The 20544-nt window shown below is 72.6% G+C and carries 17 protein-coding genes; 10 read left to right on the top strand and 7 right to left on the bottom strand.

Annotated features, from left to right (window positions below; translation table 11 throughout):
- The first annotated feature begins 33 nt into the window (after positions 1 to 33).
- The 4 genes from IEY78_RS28600 (at position 34) to IEY78_RS28585 (ending at position 3683) form a co-directional block, all read left to right on the top strand.
- Entirely contained in the window at positions 34 to 1455 is a 1422-nt protein-coding gene (locus IEY78_RS28600; protein ID WP_229700222.1) for a DHA2 family efflux MFS transporter permease subunit, read from the top strand.
- A gap of 94 nt (positions 1456 to 1549) precedes the next feature.
- On the top strand, positions 1550 to 2194 hold the full coding sequence (locus IEY78_RS28595; RefSeq protein ID WP_189103126.1) for a VOC family protein: 645 nt from the start codon (positions 1550 to 1552) through the stop codon (positions 2192 to 2194).
- On the top strand, positions 2191 to 2448 hold the full coding sequence (locus IEY78_RS28590) for a hypothetical protein (RefSeq protein WP_189103124.1): 258 nt from the start codon (positions 2191 to 2193) through the stop codon (positions 2446 to 2448). The genes IEY78_RS28595 and IEY78_RS28590 overlap by 4 nt, the downstream gene beginning before the upstream one ends.
- The gene (locus IEY78_RS28585) at positions 2445 to 3683 is read left to right on the top strand and encodes an FAD-dependent monooxygenase (protein ID WP_189103122.1); all 1239 of its coding nucleotides are present in this window, start codon (positions 2445 to 2447) and stop codon (positions 3681 to 3683) included. Before IEY78_RS28590 ends, IEY78_RS28585 begins: the two co-directional genes overlap by 4 nt.
- 30 nt (positions 3684 to 3713) lie before the next feature.
- On the opposite strand, the gene IEY78_RS28580 is transcribed toward IEY78_RS28585, so the two are convergent.
- Complete coding sequence (locus IEY78_RS28580; protein ID WP_189103120.1) at positions 3714 to 4580, bottom strand: LysR family transcriptional regulator; 867 nt, start codon at positions 4578 to 4580, stop codon at positions 3714 to 3716.
- A gap of 385 nt (positions 4581 to 4965) precedes the next feature.
- Between IEY78_RS28580 and recQ the strand changes: the two genes are divergently transcribed.
- Positions 4966 to 7017, top strand: a complete 2052-nt coding sequence (gene recQ / locus IEY78_RS28575; RefSeq protein ID WP_189103118.1) for a DNA helicase RecQ — start codon at positions 4966 to 4968, stop codon at positions 7015 to 7017.
- Between the two features lie 53 nt (positions 7018 to 7070).
- On the opposite strand, the gene IEY78_RS28570 is transcribed toward recQ, so the two are convergent.
- Positions 7071 to 8342: a sensor histidine kinase gene (locus tag IEY78_RS28570; protein WP_189103116.1), complete on the bottom strand. Its 1272-nt coding sequence runs from the start codon at positions 8340 to 8342 to the stop codon at positions 7071 to 7073.
- A complete protein-coding gene (locus IEY78_RS28565) occupies positions 8339 to 9010 on the bottom strand; it encodes a hypothetical protein (protein WP_229700221.1) in 672 nt (223 codons plus the stop codon). Before IEY78_RS28565 ends, IEY78_RS28570 begins: the two co-directional genes overlap by 4 nt.
- Positions 9011 to 9361: 351 nt before the next feature.
- Between IEY78_RS28565 and IEY78_RS28560 the strand changes: the two genes are divergently transcribed.
- Positions 9362 to 9646, top strand: coding sequence for a hypothetical protein (locus tag IEY78_RS28560; RefSeq protein WP_189103114.1), 285 nt, complete (start codon positions 9362 to 9364; stop codon positions 9644 to 9646).
- A 42-nt stretch (positions 9647 to 9688) separates the two neighbouring features.
- Here IEY78_RS28560 and IEY78_RS28555 read toward each other — a convergent pair whose 3' ends face one another.
- From IEY78_RS28555 to IEY78_RS28545, 3 genes are all read right to left on the bottom strand, one after another.
- Positions 9689 to 10516: an isocitrate lyase/PEP mutase family protein gene (locus tag IEY78_RS28555; protein ID WP_189103112.1), complete on the bottom strand. Its 828-nt coding sequence runs from the start codon at positions 10514 to 10516 to the stop codon at positions 9689 to 9691.
- 201 nt (positions 10517 to 10717) lie between these two features.
- Entirely contained in the window at positions 10718 to 12136 is a 1419-nt protein-coding gene (locus IEY78_RS28550) for a glycosyltransferase family 39 protein (RefSeq protein WP_229700225.1), read from the bottom strand.
- Between the two features lie 274 nt (positions 12137 to 12410).
- Complete coding sequence (locus tag IEY78_RS28545; RefSeq protein ID WP_229700220.1) at positions 12411 to 15500, bottom strand: D-alanyl-D-alanine carboxypeptidase; 3090 nt, start codon at positions 15498 to 15500, stop codon at positions 12411 to 12413.
- 227 nt (positions 15501 to 15727) lie between these two features.
- On the opposite strand from IEY78_RS28545, the gene IEY78_RS28540 reads away from it, so the two are divergent.
- The 3 genes from IEY78_RS28540 (at position 15728) to IEY78_RS28530 (ending at position 18045) form a co-directional block, all read left to right on the top strand.
- Entirely contained in the window at positions 15728 to 16489 is a 762-nt protein-coding gene (locus IEY78_RS28540) for a GOLPH3/VPS74 family protein (RefSeq protein WP_189103110.1), read from the top strand.
- Between the two features lie 314 nt (positions 16490 to 16803).
- Positions 16804 to 17667: a helix-turn-helix domain-containing protein gene (locus IEY78_RS28535; protein WP_189103108.1), complete on the top strand. Its 864-nt coding sequence runs from the start codon at positions 16804 to 16806 to the stop codon at positions 17665 to 17667.
- Positions 17668 to 17835: 168 nt separating this feature from the next.
- A complete protein-coding gene (locus IEY78_RS28530) occupies positions 17836 to 18045 on the top strand; it encodes a DUF397 domain-containing protein (protein ID WP_189103106.1) in 210 nt (69 codons plus the stop codon).
- A 126-nt stretch (positions 18046 to 18171) separates the two neighbouring features.
- Here IEY78_RS28530 and IEY78_RS28525 read toward each other — a convergent pair whose 3' ends face one another.
- A complete protein-coding gene (locus IEY78_RS28525) occupies positions 18172 to 19011 on the bottom strand; it encodes a hypothetical protein (RefSeq protein ID WP_189103104.1) in 840 nt (279 codons plus the stop codon).
- A 243-nt stretch (positions 19012 to 19254) separates the two neighbouring features.
- Here IEY78_RS28525 and IEY78_RS28520 point away from each other — a divergent pair, with 243 nt between their 5' ends.
- Positions 19255 to 20478: an aminotransferase-like domain-containing protein gene (locus tag IEY78_RS28520; protein WP_189103102.1), complete on the top strand. Its 1224-nt coding sequence runs from the start codon at positions 19255 to 19257 to the stop codon at positions 20476 to 20478.
- Positions 20479 to 20544: the final 66 nt, after the last annotated feature.

The raw sequence follows: 20544 nt of genomic DNA, 5'->3' as shown, positions 1-20544 counted from the left end.
AAAGCAGAGATTCCGAAACGGAGGAGAATTCCTATGACGACACAGGCGGAACCTGAGCGGGATTCCGTTGCCGCACCCAAGCGCACCGGAAAGCCCTCGCGCACCTTATTGATCGGGCTTTCCCTCGGCTACTTCATGGTGCTGCTCGACATGACGATCGTCTCGGTGGCGCTGCCCGCCATCGCCGGCGATCTGCACACCGGCCTCAGCGGCCTCCAGTGGGTCACCAACGGCTACACCATCACCTTCGCCGCCCTGCTGCTCACCGCGGGCTGGCTGTCCGACCGCCTCGGCGGCCGCCGGGTCTTCCTCTGGGGGCTGGTGGCGTTCGGGGTGCTGTCGGGGGTCTCGGCCGTCGCGACGACGCTCGGCGTGCTGGTGGTGCTCCGGCTGGCCCTGGGCGTCGCCGGCGCGCTGCTGCTGCCGTCCTCCCTGGCCCTGATCGTCCACTCCTACACCGACCCCGCCGCGCGGGCCCGCGCGGTGGGCGCCTGGGCGGCGATCACCGGCGCGGCACTGGCCGCCGGGCCGCTGGTGGGCGGAATGCTCACGGACACCGTCGGCTGGCGCGCCATCTTCCTGATCAACGTGCCGCTGGCGCTCGCCAGTTGGGCCATTACCGCGCGGCTGGCCCCGGAGACCGCGCGCAAGCAGCGCAGCGGGCTGGACCTGACCGGCCAGCTCAGCGCCGTCGTCGCACTGGCCGCGCTGGTGTACGCGCTGATCGAGGGCCCGGACAAGGGCTGGACGGCCGGCGGGGTGCTCGGCGGCTTCGCGCTGGCGGCGGCCGCCGCGGTGGTCTTCGTCGTCGCGGAGCGGCGCTCCGGCGACGCGGCGATGCTGCCGCTGCGGATGTTCCGCAGCCGCAGCTTCTCCTCCGCGCTGGTGGCCGGACTGCTCGCCAACTTCGGACTGTCCGGGCTGCTGTTCGCGCTGTCGCTGTTCTTCCAGGAAGGCCGCGGCTACTCGTCGTTCGCCGCGGGTCTCGCCTTCCTGCCGCTGACCCTGCCCACCGCCTTCAACCCGATCTACACCGGGCGGCTGGTCGGCCGGATCGGGCCGCGGCGCCCGGCCACCCTCGGCTTCGTCCTCATGGGCGCCGGCGCGCTGATCCAGGCGCCGTTCACCCAGAACTCCGCCGGGGCGCTCGTCGCCACCGTGGTGGGCCTGCTGGCCTTCGGCTTCGGTGTCTCCTTCGCCCTGCCGGCCCTGGTCGCCGGGGTCGCCGGCTCCGTACCCGCCGAGCTGGCCGGCATCGGCGCCGGAGCGCTCAACTCCGCCCGCCAGGTCGGCGCCTCGCTCGGTGTCGCCGTCCTCGGCGTGATCCTCAACCTGTCCTCGTCCACGGCGGCCGGCACCCGCTGGGCGCTGGTCGTCGGCGGCCTCGGCCTGCTCGTCGGCGCGCTCGTCGCCGGCACGGGGCTGCGCGGCCGGTCCCCGTCCGCGGCGCGCTGAGCCCTTTCCGACGGCTTTCCCGACGGCTTTCCCGACGGCTTTCCGACAGCTTTCCGACGCGCGGCCGGCGGCCGCCCTGCTCTCTGGAGGAGCATTGACCCTCACCTCACCGTCCGCCCGTCCACCGGCCGGCCCGCCGAGCCCGCGGGTGGCAGGGGTCGACCATCTGGCCTTCGTCACCTGGAAACCGCGTGCCACCTGCGAGTTCTACACCGAGGTGCTGGGCATGCCGCTGGTGCACGCGATCACCGCGACCGGCTGGGTCACCGAGGACTACCCGGACTTCGTGCACTTCTTCTTCGACATGGGCAAGGGCAACCGGATCGCGTTCTTCTACTACTTCGGCCTGCCCGAGGAGGAGCCGCCGAGCGACCTCATGCACCGCTCCCGCCACCTCGCCTTCCATGTGGACACCGAGGAGGAGCTGCTGGCCTGGCGGGACCGCCTCAAGGCGCACGGGGTGCGGGTCACCCCGCCGCTGCCGCACGAGCTGATCGAGTCGATCTACTTCGACGACCCCAACGGCCTCCAGCTGGAGATCACCCGGCCGCTGCGCACGATGTCGGCGCTCGACGCGCGGGACGCGGAGTTGACGCTGCGCGCGCTCGCCGACGTCGCCGAGTCCCCCCGCCCCGGCGCGCAGGCGCTGTGGCAGCGGAAGGCGGAGCTGGTGCGCAAGGCGGAGCTGGTACGCAAAGCCGCGCGGGTCCGCGACGACAAGGAGGTGACCGGGCCGTGACGCTCGCCGTATATGTGCCCGCCGTACCGGAGTTCGCGCCCGTGGTGCGGACCGCCGAGGCCGCCGGGATGGACGTCCGCGCGGTCGGCGACTACCTGGAACTCGCCACCGCCGAGCGCGAGGTGGTGCTGCGCCGGGAGGTGACCGAGATGCCCACGGCGGTCTGGCACGCCGCGCTGACCGGCGGCCTCACGGGCCGCATCGTCTCCTTCACCCCCCGGATCCTGCACCTCGCGACGGAGGACCACGCATGAGCGCCACCACCGGCGGCCGCCCGGACCGCCACCCGGTACTCGTCGTCGGCGCCGGTCCGGCCGGGCTGAGCGCCGCACTGGCGCTGCGCGCGGCCGGGCTGCCCGCGGTGGTCCTGGAGAAGCGCGCCCGGGACGCGGTCCGTCCCGGCAGCCGCGCCGCCTACCTGCACGGCACGTCGCTGCGCGAACTGGAACAGGTCGCCCCCGGCCTGGGCCACGAGATCGCCGGCCGCGGTCTGATGTGGGCGACGAAGCGGTCGTACTGGGCGGGCGAGGAGATCTACACCCGGACCTACCCGCCGGCCGGCCGCGCCGGGCTGCCCCCGTTCACCAGCCTTCCGCAGGTGCGCACCGAGGACCTGATGGCCGCCGCCTGCCGGGAGCGCGGGGTGGAGTTCCACTGGGGCGTGGAGGTGCGGTCCGCCGAGAGCACCCCGGACGGCGTGCGGCTCGTGGACTCCACGGGAGGCGAGTGGGCGGCGGACCATGTGATCGCGGCGGACGGCTCGCGCTCCGCGCTGCGCTCCGCCGCCGGCATCCCCCTGGAGGGGCCGCGCTCGCGCAACACCTTCGTGGTGGTGGACCTCGACGACGACCCCGCCCACCCGCTGCCTCTGGAACGGGTCTTCCACTACAAGCACCCGAAGGTCGGCGGCCGCAACGTCCTGCTGGTGCCGTTCGCTGGCGGCTGGCGGGTCGACCTCAACCTGCTGGTGCACGACGACCCGGACCGCTTCACCTCACCGGAGGGGCTGCGCCGCTGGATACCCCGGGTGCTGCCCGAGGCGTACGGCGAGCGGGTGCGCTGGGTGTCGACGTACCGGTTCGCCCAGCAGGTGGCCGCCGACTTCACCGACATCCACCGCCGGGTGCTGCTCACCGGGGAGGCCTCGCACCTGTTCGCACCGTTCGGGGCCCGCGGCATGAACTCCAGCATCCCGGACGCGATCCGGGCGGTGGGGGCCGTACGGGCGGCGCTGGCGGCCGGTACGTCCGGGGCGGCCCAGGCGGAGATCCTCCGCTTCGCCCAGGAGCGGAAGGAAGCGGCCGCGTACAACCGCGCCTGCGCCGGCGCCGCCCTGGAGCACATGCTGGCCCACCGTCCGTCGGTCTGGCTCCGCCGGCGCGTCGCCGCGGCCGTGGCGGGCACCGGGCGCCGGGCGGGGGCCTGGCTGGACTCCGCGCCCTACGGCCCGAAGCTGGCGGCACCCAGGGCCGCCCGGAGCTCCTACTGACCGGGCGGGGACGGCGGTCCGGGGCGGCGATCAGGGAGGGGACAGCGGAACGTCCTTGAGCGTCGCACGGGCCGCCGCGCGCGCCGCGTCGACGACCGGCTCACGCACCGACGGCGAGAACGCCAGGTAGACGGGCAGCGGCTCCGGCGCGGGGCCCAGGGCGCCGGGCGGCGCGGGACGCAGCGAGGGGTGATGGTGGTGGGCGTTGGCGGGCAGTGCCGTGTACGCCAGTCCCGCCTGGATGGAGGCCCGCACCGCCAGCGGGTCGGAGCACCGGGGGACGGAGTGCCAGGCGACCTTGCGCTCGGCGAGCGTCTCGATGATCCGGTTGCTCAGCGCCGAGCGCTCGCTGACCAGCGCCACCGGCAGCCGCTCCCCCGGGGCGGGCAGCGCCTGCCCGTACCAGGCCAGTCGCAGCCGCCCCAGGAGTTCGCTGCGCGGCGTGGGCGTCCCCAGGAGCACCGCCGCCTCCAGTTCCCCCCGGGCGAGCTGGTCGGCGAGCACGGCGCTGAGGCCGGTCGCCATGGCGCAGCGCAGGCGCGGCCGCTCCACCGCGAGCTGGGTGAGCATGGTCCGCAGCCCGTCGGCGAAGTGCACCGAGCAGCCCATGCTGAACCATTCCTGGCTGCTGAACGCCGATATCGTGCTGAGCACCTCGTTGTTGAGCAGGATGACGCGGCGGGCGTGCGCCATCACCTCCCGCCCCGCGGGGGTGAGCTGTAACGGGCGCTTGGTGCGCTGGAACAGCGGCGCCTGGATGATCGTCTCCAGGCGTTTGATCTGCTGGCTCACGGTCGGCTGGGTCACATGGAGTGCCTGAGCGGCCCGGGCGAATCCGTTCTCGTCGACCACGGCGACAAAAGTGCGCAGGAGTTTCACTTCGATATCACGCTGCAAGATCAGCACTGTCTTTCACACCTGGTCCCGGGTAGACGTGGCGAGGGCAAGGGGCTGCGGGTGTGGGGGGAGCGGGGTGCTTCGCGGTGCGCGTGAAGGTGCGGTGCGTATGGCGGGCGCGCAATCGGAATGGTCAATTCCGGACACCGAAGCCTTCGCTCCGGTCGGTTGAGCGGCCCAATACTTACACGTATTTGCCTCATCGGTCGGTTATGCAGGTGAGAGCGACACGACCGCGCGGGCGTATTGCCCACTTTGTTCGGCGGACTTGACCATTCCCATACCGACCTCGCGGTGCCGGCGCAGGCGGGGACCCGGCCCGGCCGCCGGGGCCGGTTGTCCACAGGGTCGACGGCGACCCCCGCGAAGCTCGTAGGCTTTCGGAATGGCTCTGGCGGACGTGGAAGTGGTCGTGGACATGGATGTGGAAGGCGCTTCGGAGGCAAGCGAGGCGGTGCAGGTGCTGCGCCGGGTGTTCGGCTATGAGGCGTTCCGCGGCAGTCAGCAGGAGATCATCGAGCACGTCATAGGGGGCGGGGACGCGGTCGTCCTGATGCCGACCGGTGGCGGCAAATCGCTGTGCTACCAGATCCCCTCCCTGGTCAGGGGCGGTGTCGGCGTGGTGATCTCGCCGCTGATCGCCTTGATGCAGGACCAGGTCGACGCCCTCCGGGCGCTCGGCGTGCGGGCCGGATTCCTCAATTCGACCCAGGATCTGGAGGAGCGGCGGCTCGTCGAGGCGGAGTTCCTGTCCGGGGAGCTGGATCTGCTCTATCTGGCGCCCGAGCGGCTGCGGGTCGAGCAGACCCTGAGCCTGCTGGACCGCGGAAAGATCTCGCTCTTCGCCATCGACGAGGCACACTGCGTCGCCCAGTGGGGCCATGACTTCCGGCCGGACTATCTGGCGCTGTCGATGCTGCACGAGCGCTGGCCCGAGGTGCCGCGGATCGCCCTGACCGCCACCGCGACCGAGGCCACCCACACGGAGATCAGCTCCCGGCTGCGGATGGAGCGGGCCCGCCATTTCGTGGCGAGCTTCGACCGGCCGAACATCCAGTACCGCATCGCGTCGAAGAGCGAGCCCAAGAAGCAGCTCCTGGAGCTGCTGCGCAGTGAGCACGCCGGGGACGCGGGCATCGTCTACTGCCTGTCGCGGGCCTCGGTGGAGAAGACCGCGCAGTTCCTGGTGGACAACGGCATCGCCGCGGTGCCGTATCACGCGGGCCTCGACGCCCGGACCCGTGCCACGCACCAGTCCCGGTTCCTGCGCGAGGACGGTCTGGTCGTGGTCGCCACCATCGCGTTCGGCATGGGCATCGACAAGCCGGACGTGCGGTTCGTGGCGCATCTGGACCTGCCCAAGTCGGTGGAGGGCTACTACCAGGAGACCGGGCGCGCCGGACGCGACGGCCAGCCGTCGACGGCCTGGCTGGCCTACGGCCTGCAGGACGTGGTCCAGCAGCGGAAGATGATCGACGGCTCCGAGGGGGACGAGGCGCACCGGCGGCGGCTGTCGGCCCACCTCGACTCGATGCTGGCGCTGTGCGAGACCGTGGAGTGCCGCCGGGTGCGCCTGCTGGCCTACTTCGGGCAGGAGAGCACCGCGTGCGGCAACTGCGACACCTGCCTGGCCCCGCCGCAGACCTGGGACGGCACGGTGGCCGCGCAGAAGCTGCTGTCCACCATCGTCCGGCTGAAGCGGGAGCGCGGGCAGAAGTTCGGCGCGGGCCAGATCATCGACATCCTTCAGGGCAAGAAGACCGCCAAGGTCATCCAGTTCGACCACGACGGCCTGAGCGTGTTCGGCGTGGGGGACGACCTCAAGGAAGCCGAATGGCGCGGCGTCGTACGGCAGTTGCTGGCCCAGGGGCTGCTCGCCGTCGAGGGTGACTACGGCACGCTGGTGCTCACGGAGGCCAGCGGCGAGGTGCTGGGCGGCCGGCGCGAGGTGCCGATGCGCCGGGAGCCGGAGAAGCCGGCCCGGGCGGCCCGGGCGAAGGCGAAGGGCAAGCGCGCGGCGCCGGTGGATCTGCCGGCGGAGGCGGTGCCGGCCTTCGAGGCGCTGCGCGGCTGGCGGGGCAGCACGGCCAAGGAACAGGGCGTCCCGGCGTATGTCATCTTCCACGACGCCACGCTGCGGGAGATCGCCACCCTCCGGCCCACGACGACGGCCGAGCTGGGCTCGGTCAACGGCGTCGGCGAGAACAAGCTCGCGAAGTACGGCGCGCAGATCCTGGAGGTACTGGCGGGACGCGACCCGCACGACGGCGCCGAGGGCGCCGAGGCCACCGGGACCACACCCGCCGGCTCCACGGCACCGGCCGAGGCCCCCCGGACTCCCGCGGCCCCCACGGGCAACGGCCCCGGTGGCGGCCACCTGCCCCCCGAGCCCGAGGACGAGGACCTCCCGGAGCCGCCGGACGACATCGACTGGTGAGGCGGCTGGTGAGGAACGACCGGTGACGCGCCACCGCCCCCGGTGGCGTGACCTCATTCGACGACGGCGCTCCGCGGCAGCCGCAGCAGGGTGCGGGCGCCGCCGTCGGGGGCGTTGGTGAAGCGGACGTCGATGCCCAGCACGGCGGAGTGGCCGACGGCGATGGTCAGGCCCAGCCCGTGGCCCCGGCCGCGGCCCGGGGCGTCGGTGCGGAAGCGCTGCGGGCCGTGGTGCAGCAGGTCGGGCGGGTAGCCGGGGCCGTGATCACGCACCTCGATGGTCGGCCGGGGCCCGGCCGCGGCGTCGACGGTGACGACGACGGGGGCCCGGCCGTGCCGGTGCGCGTTGATGACGAGGTTGGCGAGGATCCGGTCCAGGCGGCGCCGGTCGGTCTCCACGACCGCGTCGGCGGCGATCCGCACCTCGGTGTCGAGCGCGGTGGCGGCGACGCAGCGGCGGACCAGGTCCCCGAGGTCGTAGGCGGAGAGGTCCGCGTGCTCGGTGCCCGAGTCGAGCCGGGAGATCTCCAGCAGGTCCTCGGTGAGCCGGCGCAGCGCCCGCAGCCGGTCATTGATCATCTCCTTGGGGCGGCCCTCCGGCAGCAGCTCGGCCGAGGCGAGGATGCCGGTCAGCGGCGTGCGCAGCTCGTGCGCGACATCGGCGGTGAAGCGCTGCTCGGCCTGCAGGCGGCTCTGCAGCGAGCCGGCCACCGAGTCCAGCGCCGCGGCCACCGCCGCCACCTCGTCCTGCCCCGCCGCCCGGCCGCCCGGCCCCCGGCCGGCACCGTCGCCGACCCGGGCGTCCAGGTCGCCGGCGGTGATACGGCGGGCGACCGCCGCCGTGGTGCCCAGCCGGCGGCTGATGCGCTGCGCCAGGAAGAGCCCGGCCAGGGCGACCGTCGTGGCGGCGAGCACGGCCGAGCCGAGGATGGCGGTGTCGAAGTTGTCCAGCGAGCGGTGGACGGTGCCGTAGGGCGTCCAGACCGCCATGACCTGGCCGTCGGCCGGCGCCGCCGCCCACATGACGGAACGGCCGTGGTAGCTGCCGACCATGGTGCCGTGCCGGCCGGAGCGCGCCAGCCGGCGCAGCGGCGCGGGCAGTTCGGGCGGGTCGAGCAGCGAGTTGAGGCCCTCCCGGGAGGTGCCGTACTCGAACAGGTTCAGGGCGGTGTCCAGGTTCGCGCGGGCCTCCTTGCGCACCTGGCCGACCGTCTGACGGGCCACCGCGTTGTGCACGAGCACCCCGAGGACGGCGGCGACCGCGCAGCTCACCGCCATCACGGTCAGCGCGATCTTCCAGCGGAGGGAGACCGCCGGCGGCCTCACGGGCTGCCGCCGACGGCCTGCGGGGTCTGCGGGGTGCGGGCGTCGTCGAGGGTGAGGTTCCACAGGTCCATCTCGTGGCCGTCCCAGACGTAGTCGGTGACGCTGACGTAGCGCGGGTCCTTGGTGGGCTCGCGGACGGCGAGATGCCCCGCGGCCAGCTCGACCCCGGCCAGCACCCCGCGCAGCACCAGGATCCGGGTCACCACCGTCTTGCGGACGGCGTAGACCCGCAGTTCGCTGGTGCGCGGCCCGAGGTTGACGGCCATGAGCAGATCGGGCTCGCCGTCGGCCGTGAGGTCGTGCAGCGCGGGCGGGCGGACCGCGCTCGGGGCGGGCGGGGTCCGGCCCTGCGCGGCGATGTCCGCGTCCAGGACGGCGAGCGGTTTCGCGGCGGCCATGCTGCCCCCGGGGATCCGCGGGACGCCGGGGACGGGCACCAGCACCGCCGGATTCTCGTTGCGGCTGGGCGGGGCGGGCGAGTAGCCGGGCCACAGCACCAGCGGCGCGTCCACGTCCCTGGCGCGCCCCTCGCTCTGCAGGCCCTCCAGGTTCGTGCAGCCGGCGAGGAGGGCGAGGGCGGCGGCGAGGGCGGCCGAGGTGGCGGTGCGCGAGGTCAGGGCGGTGACGGAGCGGGAGGCCGGCGCCGTGCGTGATCGCAGCCGTCGCATCTCGTCGCCACCGCCTTCGCCGTCTCGCCGCCTCGCCGCACCGCGCCCTGCCGTACCGGGCCGGGTGCCCGGACGATCACCGCAGCGGCAATTCATCGGATATGCGGACGTAGCCCTGCATCACGCTATCCAACGGGGCGACGAGCGGAATCTCCGGATCGGCCATTGCGTGGCCACTCGCGGCTTTTGCGGCCTTCGACTGGGCCGAACGGGCGAGGCCTTCACAGGACCGATCCCAGAGATCTTGCGGACTGTTACACAACCTACGGATTGCCGTTAAGGATGCTCCGTACCGTGCCTCCTGTACCTGACCCCAGGGCGGCCGCGCGTCGCCCATGACGAGGAGTACCCATGCGGGCCCAGTACCGCTCCATGATCCGCACCGCAGCCGTCGCGACCGGCGCGCTGGCCGTCCTGCTGCTTCCCACGGGCGCCGCCTTCGCCGCCGACTCCACCGCACCCACGGAGAGCCGGACATCGATCATGCTGCCCGACAACGGGCTGGCCGGACTGGCCGAGAAGGCCGGCCACCTGCCCAAGGCGGGTCTGCTCGGCGGCGTGGGCGCGCTGGGCGTGGCCGGCGTCGCCACCGCCCTGCACCGCCGGCGCAGCGGAACCCGGGGCCGGCAGGCCTGAGCCGCCGCCCCACCGCACCGAACGCCCCGCCCTCCCCGCGGGCTACTCCTCCCCCACCAGGCGCTGCACCTCCTGGTACCCCATCACCTCGCCGCCCGCCGCGTCCTCCGGGCGCCGGGCCGTCCGGATGGCGTCCGCCGCCGTGAGGGTGGCCTGCAGGGCCGTGCGGAAGAGCAGCGAGCCGGTGCTGATGCGGCGCACCCCCAGCTCCGCCAGCCGGCCGACGGTGTGCCGCCCCGGCGCGAAGAGGATGTTCAGCGGGGCGGGGATCTCGGCGGCCAGCACCGACACGTCCTCGTCGGCGGTGACCCCCGGCACGAAGATGCCGTCCGCGCCCGCCGCGAGATAGCTCTCGGCCCGGGCGAGTGTCACCGACAGCGGCGGCGGCGCGTCCGCCAGCCAGTGGGTGTCGACCCGGGCGTTGAGGAACAGGCCCGGCGCACGCTCCTTCAGCGCGCTGATCAACTCCGCCTGGCGCACCGGGTCCTGCAGCCCCTCGCCGCCCGGCAGACCGTCCTCCAGGTTCAGCCCCGCGGCCCCGGCCTCCGCCAACTCGGCCGCCAGCTGGCTCACTTGTCCGATGTCACCGCCGAATCCCCCCTCGATGTCGACGGTGTAGGGGCAGGCCAGCCGGCCCGAGAGCCGCCGCGCCAGGGCCAGCGTCGCCTCCCTGACCTCGGGGCGGGCCTCCCCGTCCGGGCAGCCCAGAGCCGCGGCGACGCCCAGGCTCGTCGTGCCGACCGCCGCGTACCCGGCCCCGGCGAGTGCGAGGGCCGAGGTGACATCCCAGGCGTTGGGCAGCAGCAGCGGCTGATCGGCGTGGTGCAGCGCGTGGAAGTGGAAGGTGGCGTACTCCGGGGAGCTACTCATACGGGCACCGTAGGCCGGAGGCCCTTCGACAGTCACCGAAGACTCGCGGCGGACACCGGAGTGATGACCATTCCGGCGTACAGCGCCGCGCCCGCCCGGGGGGGCCACACCGCTCGCGGCCCCCTCCGGGAGACCCGCCGACGGAGGCTTCCCCCGGGGCCCGCACGACGGCCCCGAGCCTCCTGAAGCCGCCGCCGCCCGCTACCCGCCCCCTTGGCACGTCCCCGGCCGCCCGTACAGCGTGATCCGGGCGCCCCGGACCTCCGTGCTGCGGCAGACCGTGAACGCGTCGTGCAGCGTGGCCCGTTTGGCGAGCTCCTGGTCGTTGTCGTCGTCCGTCGCGCCGTCCGGGTCGCCGGCGACGACGATCCGGCGGGCGGTCAGCATCCGCGCGCGGATCGCGTCGCCGGACCGCTCGATGCCGTAGAGGGTGTGCGAGGCCCGCGGGCTCTGCGCCAGCGCGAGATCGTGCAGCCCCCGGAAGTCGTGCGGCTGGGTCGCGCGCCAGATCCGCCGCCGGGCGGGCATGAACAGCAGCCCGTCGCCGGGCTCGGACATCGCCCGCACCTCCCGGGCGACCGCGGTGACATCGTCGACCCGGCTGTCCGGGCTGCGCAGATGGACGTCCACGGGCAGCAGCGCCGTCACCACCAGCGCCACCGCCAGCGTCCGGCGCAGCCGCCGGCCCCGGGTCTGGCCCTGTTCACCGGCCGGCCGCAGCAGCCGGGCCAGCGCCGCGCCCGCCAGCAGCGCGAACCCGACGACGTAGTAGAGGACGTAGCGGTCCACGTAGGCCGGCTCGACATGGGAGAGGAGCAGCAGCAGGAGGGTGGGCAGCAGGAGCAGCGGGATGCCCAGGGCGCGCAGGCCGATCGGGCCGCGGGAGCGGATCGGGACGCGGGCGCAGGCAAGGCCGAGGACCGCCAGCACGGCGAAGGTCAGCAGCTGGACGGGGTCGGGCCACATGAGCCAGCTGATCTGCGCCGACTGCCGGGTGCTGAAGACGGCGAGCGGCGCCAGGCAGCCGAGGACGGTCGCCGCGCAGAGCAGCCAGGCGCGCAGCACGCGGCGGGGCAGCCGGGCCAGCACCACCGCGGCGCCGTGCGCGGGCAGCGCCAGCGAGGCGAACTCGTGCAGCAGGCAGGCGAGCAGCATCAGCGCCGTGTAGCCGAGCCACAGCCGGCGGCGCGGGCGGGCGCCGGCCAGGACGAGCAGATAGCCGGCCCAGACGACCAGCGCGCAGACCGCGGCGTACGAGCGCCCCTCCTGCGCGTACTGCTGCACGACGGGGATCAGCGCGAAGGTCAGGCCCGCCAGCAGCCCCGCCCGCCGGCCGACCAGGCGCTGCCCCAGCAGGGCGACCCCCGCGGCGGCCGCCGTCATCGCGGCCACGGACGGCAGCCGCAGGCCGATGACCGCGCCGAGGGCGTCGCCGAGGGTGGCGTCGTAGACCAGGAACCAGCAGTGCATCAGCGCGTAGTACAGGCCGTGGACGACATCGACCTGCTGGAGCGTGGGCCACAGGTCGGCCAGGCCGCGGTGCGCCATGTCGTAGGTGACCGCCTCGTCCCGCCAGACGGCGTCCTGCCGGCGGATGCCCCAGGCGCCCAGGAGCAGCATCAGCCCGGAGGGCGCCAGCACCACCGCGCTCCGTGCCGCCCACGCGCCGCGGGCGGCCACTGCGGGCGCGTAGGTCTTCTGTGCTTGCGCTACGTCGATGACGGACTCCGGTCACGCACGGGACGGACGGACAGACAGTCAGAAAGACAGGCTCACGAGCAGAGGCGGACCGGCGATCGGCCCGGGGGAGAGGGGGCGGGCCGGGTGGCTCGCGGGCGGTGCGGCCCGGTGTGCGGGGGGGCTCCGGGCCGGCCGCCCGGAGCCCCCGGATCGCTCACCCGATGCGGACCAGCTTCGCGCCGAAGCCCGGCTCGACGAGGTCCTTCTGCAGGGCGACCGGCACCTTCTGCATGCTCTGGCCGTTGCCGACGGTCAGCACCCCGACCTCGGTGCCTGCCTTGGCGGTGTGCGGGATGGTCTTGCCCCCGTCACCGACGCTCAACTCCAGCTTCTGGCCCGGGACTCCGACCGCCTTCAGGTCCTTGGTGGCGACGACCGGCGTGCGCCCGTTCAGACCGTCGTCGACATACCCGACGACCTGGCCCTTCTTCACCGCCGTGGCCGAGTTCAGCGCGTCGCGCACGGCCTCGATGACCTTCTGGCTGTTGTTCTTGACCAGCGTGAGGCTGTTGGAGCCGTTGGGGTCCAGCCCCTTGAAGTGCTGGTCCATCATCGTGCCCAGTATCAGCCGGTCCTTGCCGTCGACGGTCTTGTAGGCCGCCCAGGACAGCGTGCCGCCGGCCGCCGTGCTGGAGCCGGTCTTGATGCCCTTGATGCTCAGTCCGGCCAGCAGCAGGTTGTCGATGTTGCTGTTGATCCGCTCCGGCAGGCCCGGGATGTCGGCGTTGGTCATGGCGACGATCGGCCGGAAGGCGTCGAACTTCATCACGGCCTCGGCCAGCTTGAGCTGGTCGACGGCGGTGCTGACGGTCTTGGGGTCCAGGCCGCTGGGGTCGGTGTAGGTGGTGTTCTTCATGCCCAGCTCCTTGGCGGCGGCGTTCATCTTCTTGACGAACGCCGTCTCGTTGTCGGAGTTGGTGTCCCAACGGGCCAGCAGCCGGGCAATGTTGTTGCCGGACGGGATCATCAGCATCTTCAGCATGTCCTGCTGGCTGAACTTCTGCCCCGCCTTGAGCCCCTCGATCCGGGACTCGCTCGTGGAGCCGCCCTCGGCCACCGCCTTGGCGTCGACCTTGATCTGCGGGCCCTTCTCGTCCTTCTTGAGCGGGTGGTCCCGGAGGATGACGTAGGCCGTCATGATCTTGGCCACGCTCGCCGTCGGCACCGGCTTCTGCGGGCCGAACGTGCCCAGGTCCCCGGAGCCCACCACCTTGATCGCGGCCTGCCCCTGGTCGGGCCACGGGATGGTGAGCTTGCCGCCCTCGAAGGTGAACGAGGACTTGGCGTCGCCGACGGTGAGCGTCGGGTTGGGCAGCGGACGCACCGCCTGGGCGACCACGAACACGATCGCCAGCAGCACCGCCAGCGGGGTCCAGATCTTGAAGCGGCGGACGACCGTGCGCAGCGGCGTCTCGGCCGGCGGCGGGGTGTTGGTGAGCTGCGCCAGGAGGTCGAGCGGCGGCAGCGGCTCCTGCTTGGTCCGCTCCGAGTCGGTCAGCCCGGCTGCCGCCGACGCACCCGTGGCCTCGGCGGACGGTGCCGCGGCCGGCTTGGCGGCGGGCGGCGCACCGGGCGCCTTGGCCGCCGGCTTCTCCGGCGACTTCTGCGCGGGCTTCTCGGCGGCCTTGCCATCCGCCGCACCGGCGGACTTCGCGGCCGCCGCGTCCGAGGACGTGCCCGCGCCCGCGCCCTTGCCCGAGGGCTTGTCGGCGGGCTTCTCCGACGCCTTGTCCGCGGGCTTCTCCGCGGCCTTGCCCTCGGCCTTGTCGTCCGTCTTGTCAGACGCCTTGTCCGAGGCCTTGTCGGGCGTACGGGCCGGCGTCCTGGGCGCCGTCTTGCCCAGCGACCTGCCCGCCGTACCGTCGTCCGCCGACTTCAGCGCCACGAACTGGCTGGTCCGCTCCGAGTCCCGCTCGGGCGCGCCCTTCGCCTTGCCGCCGGCGCCCTTCTCCGCGTCGCCGTCCTTCTTGGCGTCGCCCTTGGCGTCGCCGTCCTTCTTGGCACCGGCCCCGCCGTCACCGTCGGAGGTGTCCTTGGCCTCGGCCTTGGCCGTGCTCTTGGGGTCCTCCTTGGCCTTGGGCTCGTCCTTGGCCTTGGGGTCCTCCTTGGCATCGGCCTTGCCGGTGCTCCCGGGCTTGCCCTTGGCCGCGTCCTCGTCCTTGGCCTTGGCCTTGGCCTGCGGGTTGATCTTGAACGCGGTGGTCGCCTGGTCGACGGACTCGGCCGCCGCACCCTTCCCCTTCAGCTTCAGCTTCGCAATGGCAAACACCCGGGTCGCGTCATCGACCGGCGCCTCGTCGGCGTCACCGCCGTCACCCGCGCCCTCGTCCGCCGCGCCGTCCTTGCCGTCCTTGCCGTCTTTGTTCTCCGCACCGGCGGGCTTGCCCTTCCGCGCCCCGGTGGTCTTGAACACGGCGGTCGGCTGATCGACGGCCCCGGCCTGCCGCGGCACCGACGCGGCACCGGCCCCGGCCTCGGACGAGGTGGCCTCCTCCGACTCCGGCTCGGCCTCGGACTCCTTCTTGGCCTCGGACTTCGCGTCCGCCTCCACCTCGGCCTTCGCGTCCGGGTCGGCCTCCGGCTTCGGCTTCGCGTCGGACTTCGGCTTTGCGTCGGCACCGGCGGCCGCCGGCTTCGACTCCTCCACCGCGGCCGCGTCGCCGTCACCTTCGGCGTCGCCCTCGGCCTCGTCGTCCGTCCCCGCGACCCAGGCGGCCACAGCGGCGCGGAGGCGGTCGTCGCCACCCTCACCGCCCCCATCGCCCTCAGCGGCCCCCTGAGACGCCTCAGCGGCCTCGGAGGCGCCACTTCCCCCGGATGCCTCGGACGAGCCCGCAGCCTCCCCCTCGGAGGGCTCCACGGCCTTCGCCCCGCCCGCGGCCTCCGGCGTCTCCGCGGACGCCGACTTCCCGGACGCCGGCTTCTCCGACTTCGACTTCCCGGATGCCGACTCCTCGGACTTCGGCTTCGATGTCGCCCCGGCCGAGGACTTCGCGCCGTTCACGCCCTGCGCACCGCCCTTCGGCCCGTTGGAACCGTCCTTCTTCGGACCGTCCTTCTTCGAGGCGCCCTCCTCCGGGCGCGCGTCCTCCCCCGCCCCCGGTTCCTGCTTCTTCGCCGGCTCGTCCGGCTCACGGCGGAAGGCGGACAGGCGCGGATCACGTTCGCTCCGCGCCGTCTCCCCCGACGACTGCTTCTTGTCCGACTTGTCGGGGGACTCGCCCGCCACCGATGTCTCCTTCATTTGTCGCACTGCCTGCCTTGGCCCAGTGTTTCCAAGTGTCCCTGTGTATGCGGTGCACCATCTCGCCGCCACGCGTAACAGGACGCGTCACACCCCGCAGAAAGATGTCGCCGACGTGCAAGACGAGAACGACATACCTACCGGTTCCCTACCGAACCCCCCACGCACCCTCGACAGATGAATGTGAGAGGGGTCACCCTGTCATTCATCCACGCGGGGAGGCATGGATGGGCAGGAGCCGCAGAACAATTCCGGAGGAGCTTCTGCTGCTGGCTTTGGACCCGGCCACGGGCACCACAGCGCAGCCGCAGTCGCTCGACCTCGGCCTGGCCGGGGCCCAGCTAGTAGAGCTGGCTCTGGCAGGACGGATAGCCCCAGACGGGGATCGTATCGCCGTGGTGATGGCACGGCCGACAGGAGATCCAACACTGGACTCCGCGCTCGAATTGCTGCGCCGACGCGGCAGTCCGGTGCGTGCGGTCCACTGGATCGGCGGGCCCCGACTCGGGCTGCGCCAGACCTACCTCACGCATCTCGAACGGTGCGGCATGGTGCATGCCGTGGCGGGCCAGATGTGCGGGGTATTGCCGACGACGCGCTACCAGGCGACGGAGACGGCCATCAGCCGGGAGATCAGGACCCGGCTGGACAACGCGATCCGCACCGGCGTACCCCCGGACCCGCGGACCGCGGCGCTGGCCGCGCTGGCCCATGCGGTCGGGCTCGGCAAGCATCTGTACCCCGGGAACGAAGGGCGGTCATCGCGCTCCCGTCTCCGGGACCTGATCCGCCACGACCCGATGGGCGGGCTGGTCGCACACGCCGTCATGGATGTGCAGAACGGCGTCGGGGCCCAGCCCCGGAGGCCGCAGGCCGCCGCCGTGGCACCGGTACGGCAACCGGCGGCCCGGGCCGCCGCGGAACCGGCCGGCGCGCCGGGCCAGTCGCGGCACGGCCACGGCAGGATGGCCCGGGTGGGCGCCCGCTGACCTCGGCGGACGCCGTTCCGCGCCATCGACAGCACCCATACAGGCGGTGCCCGCGCACAGGTACCGCGCGCACCACCGTCCCCACATCCCGTTCGGGAGCCGCAGCACACGGCGCGGGGTGGCGGGCCGACCGATCTCCAAAGCGGTCGGCCCGCCACCCCGCGCCTCTGCGTCCGTCCCGCCGCGCTTTACCGGTTCCGGCCCCAAATTTCCAGCCTGACCACCTTGTCCAGCCATTTGCCAGCGCGATGCGGACCGTTGGTGGCAGTCTGCTGAACAGAAAACAGCAGTACGGAGCCGGAGGTGCACTTAGCGTGGCGTCCAATGTCAACCCCACCGTCAGGCGACGCCGATTGGGCCAGGAGCTGCGCAGGCTTCGCGAGGCCAAAGGCATGACGGCAGAAGAAGTGGCGGACCGGCTGCTGGTCTCCCAGTCGAAGATCAGCCGGCTGGAGAACGGCCGCCGCAGCATCAGCCAGCGGGATGTGCGCGATCTCTGCGGGGTCTACGAGGTGGCCGACCAGCACATGGTCGAATCTCTGATGCAAATGGCGAAGGAGTCCCGCCAGCAGGGCTGGTGGCACGCCTTCGGGAGCCTCTCGCCGAGCTACAGCGTCTACATCGGGCTGGAAGCCGACGCGCTCTCCGTGCGGAACTACGAGTCACTCCTGGTGCCCGGCCTGCTCCAGACCCCGGAGTACGCGGAGGCGGTGATCCGCGGGATGTGGCCCGAGGCCACCCCGGAAGACGTCGAGAGCCGCGTCGGCGTGCGCCTCAAGCGGCAGCAGCGGCTGCACGCTCCCGAGGCCCCGCTCCGCTTCTGGGCCGTGATCGACGAGTCGGCCACCCGCCGGGTCGTCGGGGACCGCCGGACGATGCGCGAACAGCTGGAGCGGCTCGTCGAGTTGAGCCTGCTGCCCCACGTCACGCTCCAGGTGGTGCCGTACACCGTGGGCTCCCACCCCGGGATGACCGGGACGTTCTCCATCCTGGAGTTCGACGACCCCTCGGACTCGACCACGGTCTATCTGGAAGGCGTCACCAGCGACCTCTACCTGGAGAAGCACGGGGACGTGCACAAGTACGGGATCATGTACGAACATCTCCGGGCCCAAGCACTGAATGCGGACGAGACACGCAAATTCATCTCAGATGTGGCCAAGGAGTACGCGGCCTGATCCGGCGGGCCGGAAAGTACACCACCACCGCACTGCGAAGGAAGAGCCCTCCGGCATATGTCATCCAGTCGAGTGAGCGGCTCCTCCCGTTAGCGATGTTGGAGCGTAGCGTCATCAGCACCCCGAGAAGTCACCACTTCTCGCCCACCTGAACGCACGGGAGTGCAAATGACGAGGAATCTCAACACCGATCTGATGTGGCGGAAGTCGACATACTCCGGCAAGGACGGAAATTGCGTCGAGGTGGCCCGCGTGGACGACTCCGTGGTCGGCGTGCGCGACAGCAAGGCCCCCCGCGGACCGGTTCTCTCCTTCTCCGCGCAGGCATGGACGGCCCTGCTCTCGGATATCGACCACGGACGTCTTGGCAGCGCCTGACACGCTTCTCACCCGCGTCACGATACGAGCCCTCTCGACTGGTCCGCCGTCCTGGCCGAGGGGGCTCAGCCTCGCCCGTCGCGCAGCCCCACCCGCCACCTCCCCCCGGGACGGGGCGGCCCCGCGTCAGCGGAGTTCCTCCACATAGCGATCGGTTCCCGGCACGGTGGGAATGAACGGCGCGACGAATTCGACGGACCCCGCACCACCTTCCGCGACCAGGGAATCGAGCCCCGTGAAGTGCTCGTCCCAGCACTCGCGTGGATCCCGGTCCAGGAACCAGAGAAGCGTCAGCCGGGTATCCACGCCGGCGACCTGATCGACGTATGACATTCGGTCGTCCGGCAATGGGTGGGGGCGAAAGATCAGCACCATGGCCGCGGGGGATCCTGACAGCCGTGCCGGAAGGTGCCGCGCGCACAGCCACTCCAGAAGACGCCCGCGCTGATCCGGGCCGGCGGCGTCGATAACCTCCACGACCAAACCGCCGTAGGGGTAATTCAGCGCGTGAATGTCCCGGGGGCCGTCGCTTCCGTCGCGGTACACCGTGGCCAGGTGTCCGTGGAACGCCGTAAAGACATGGGTCCGGTCGTGATGGACGCGGCCGTCGCGGTGGAGGCGCTGATTGATTCCCACACTCCACTTCAGGTGTTCGGAATAGCGCCCCTCCGTGACCCAGTATGTCGAGATATAACACCCGCTTGTCACGGGATCGGCGACCGCGGACTCCACCGGATACCGCAGGAGCTGGAGGTCGCGCGTCGCCACCCATCGGCGGCCCGCGTACATCCACGGCATGGCCATGGCCCCGGCGATGAAGTGGTCGTCCTCGTACCAGCGGTTGTAGGCGCGCTCCTGTCCGGGGTGCGGCTCCACCATCGTGATGAGCGCATGCCCCGGGCGCACACCGTAGGGGCCCGCACCGGCCAGCCGGGCATAGGTCTCCAGATCACTGGCCTCGCTCATGACGGTCCTCCCGGGGCGACGGCAGTTACGGGGAAGCAAGTTTGACGCTCCGTCAGATCTGGCGCCAGGGGTGCGGCTGCCGCGGGGCGTCCCGCGCGGCCCACCCCGGCACCGTGCCATTCGGCGCCTCCGGCCGGGGCCGGGTTCGCCCTGTGGAAAACCTGTGCACCCCCGACCGCCCCGCCTAAGCTCGTGTCGTCTGCCGCTCAGGCGTCGCGCGGACCAGTAGCGAGGGGAGTCGTCATGCCGGACGCACCAGGTGGCCGGGCGGGTGTCCCCGTGCCCGGGCTCGCCTCCCGGGCGGCGCGTACCGGTGGTTCGCCGGTGCGCGAGATCCTGGCGCTCACCGCCCGGCCCGAGGTCATCTCGTTCGCCGGCGGGCTGCCCGCGCCCGAGCTGTTCGACGCGGAGGGCATCGCGGCCGCCTTCGCCCAGGTTCTGGCCGAGGACCCGTCGCGCGCGCTGCAGTACTCCACGACGGAGGGCGATCCGGAGCTGCGCGCGGCCGTCGCGGCGCGTACCACCGCGCGGGGGCTGGCCACCGGCGCCGACGACCTGCTCGTGACCACCGGCTCCCAGCAGGGGCTGACGCTGCTGGCCACGGCCCTGCTGGAGCCCGGCGACGTGGTGCTGGTCGAGGACCCCTGCTACCTCGCCGCGTTGCAGATCTTCTCCTTCGCCGGCGCCCGGGTGGTGCCGGTGCCGACCGACGACGAGGGGCTGGACCCGGTCGCGCTGGACGAGATCACCGCGCGCGAGCGGCCCAAGCTGCTCTACCTCGTGCCGACGTTCCAGAATCCGACCGGTCGTACGCTGTCCGCCGACCGCCGGGCCGCGGTGGCCGAGATCGCCGCCCGGCGCGGCCTGTGGATAGCCGAGGACGATCCGTACGGCGAGCTGCGCTTCGAGGGCGAACCGGTGCCGTGGGTCGCCTCCTTCCCCGGGGCCGAGGACCGCACGGCGCTGCTCGGCTCGTTCTCCAAGGTGATGGCGCCCGGGCTGCGGCTGGGGACGCTGCGCGCACCGGCCGCGCTGCGGCGCGCCTGTGTGATCGCCAAGCAGGCCGCCGATCTGCACACCTCGACCGTCGACCAGGCCGCCGCGGCGCGGTATCTGGCGGTCGCCGACCTGGACGCGCATCTGATACGGGTGCGCACGGCCTACCACGCGCGGCGCGACGCGCTGGTCGACGGACTGTCCGAGGCGCTGCCCGAGGGCTCGCGGTGGAACCGTCCGGCGGGCGGGATGTTCGTGTGGGCGACGCTGCCGCAGGGGTACGACGCCACGGCGCTGCTGCCCCAGGTGGTGCGGCACGATGTCGCCTACGTCCCCGGGGCGCCGTTCTTCGCCGGGCCGCCGGACGCCACCGCCGCTCGGCTGTCGTTCGTGACGCACTCCCCGGAGGAGATCCGCGAGGGTCTCGGCCGGCTGCGGAAGGCGCTGGAGCACGCCCACGGGGGCGGATGAGTCCGGCGGACGGCGGCTGCCGGGACCGACGAGCGCCACGGGCCGCGTCCGAGCCGCCTCCGCGGG

Origin of the sequence: Streptomyces kronopolitis (genome assembly GCF_014646275.1) — a bacterium.
GTDB lineage: Bacteria > Actinomycetota > Actinomycetes > Streptomycetales > Streptomycetaceae > Streptomyces > Streptomyces kronopolitis.
This window is presented reverse-complemented; position numbering and strand designations above follow the sequence as displayed.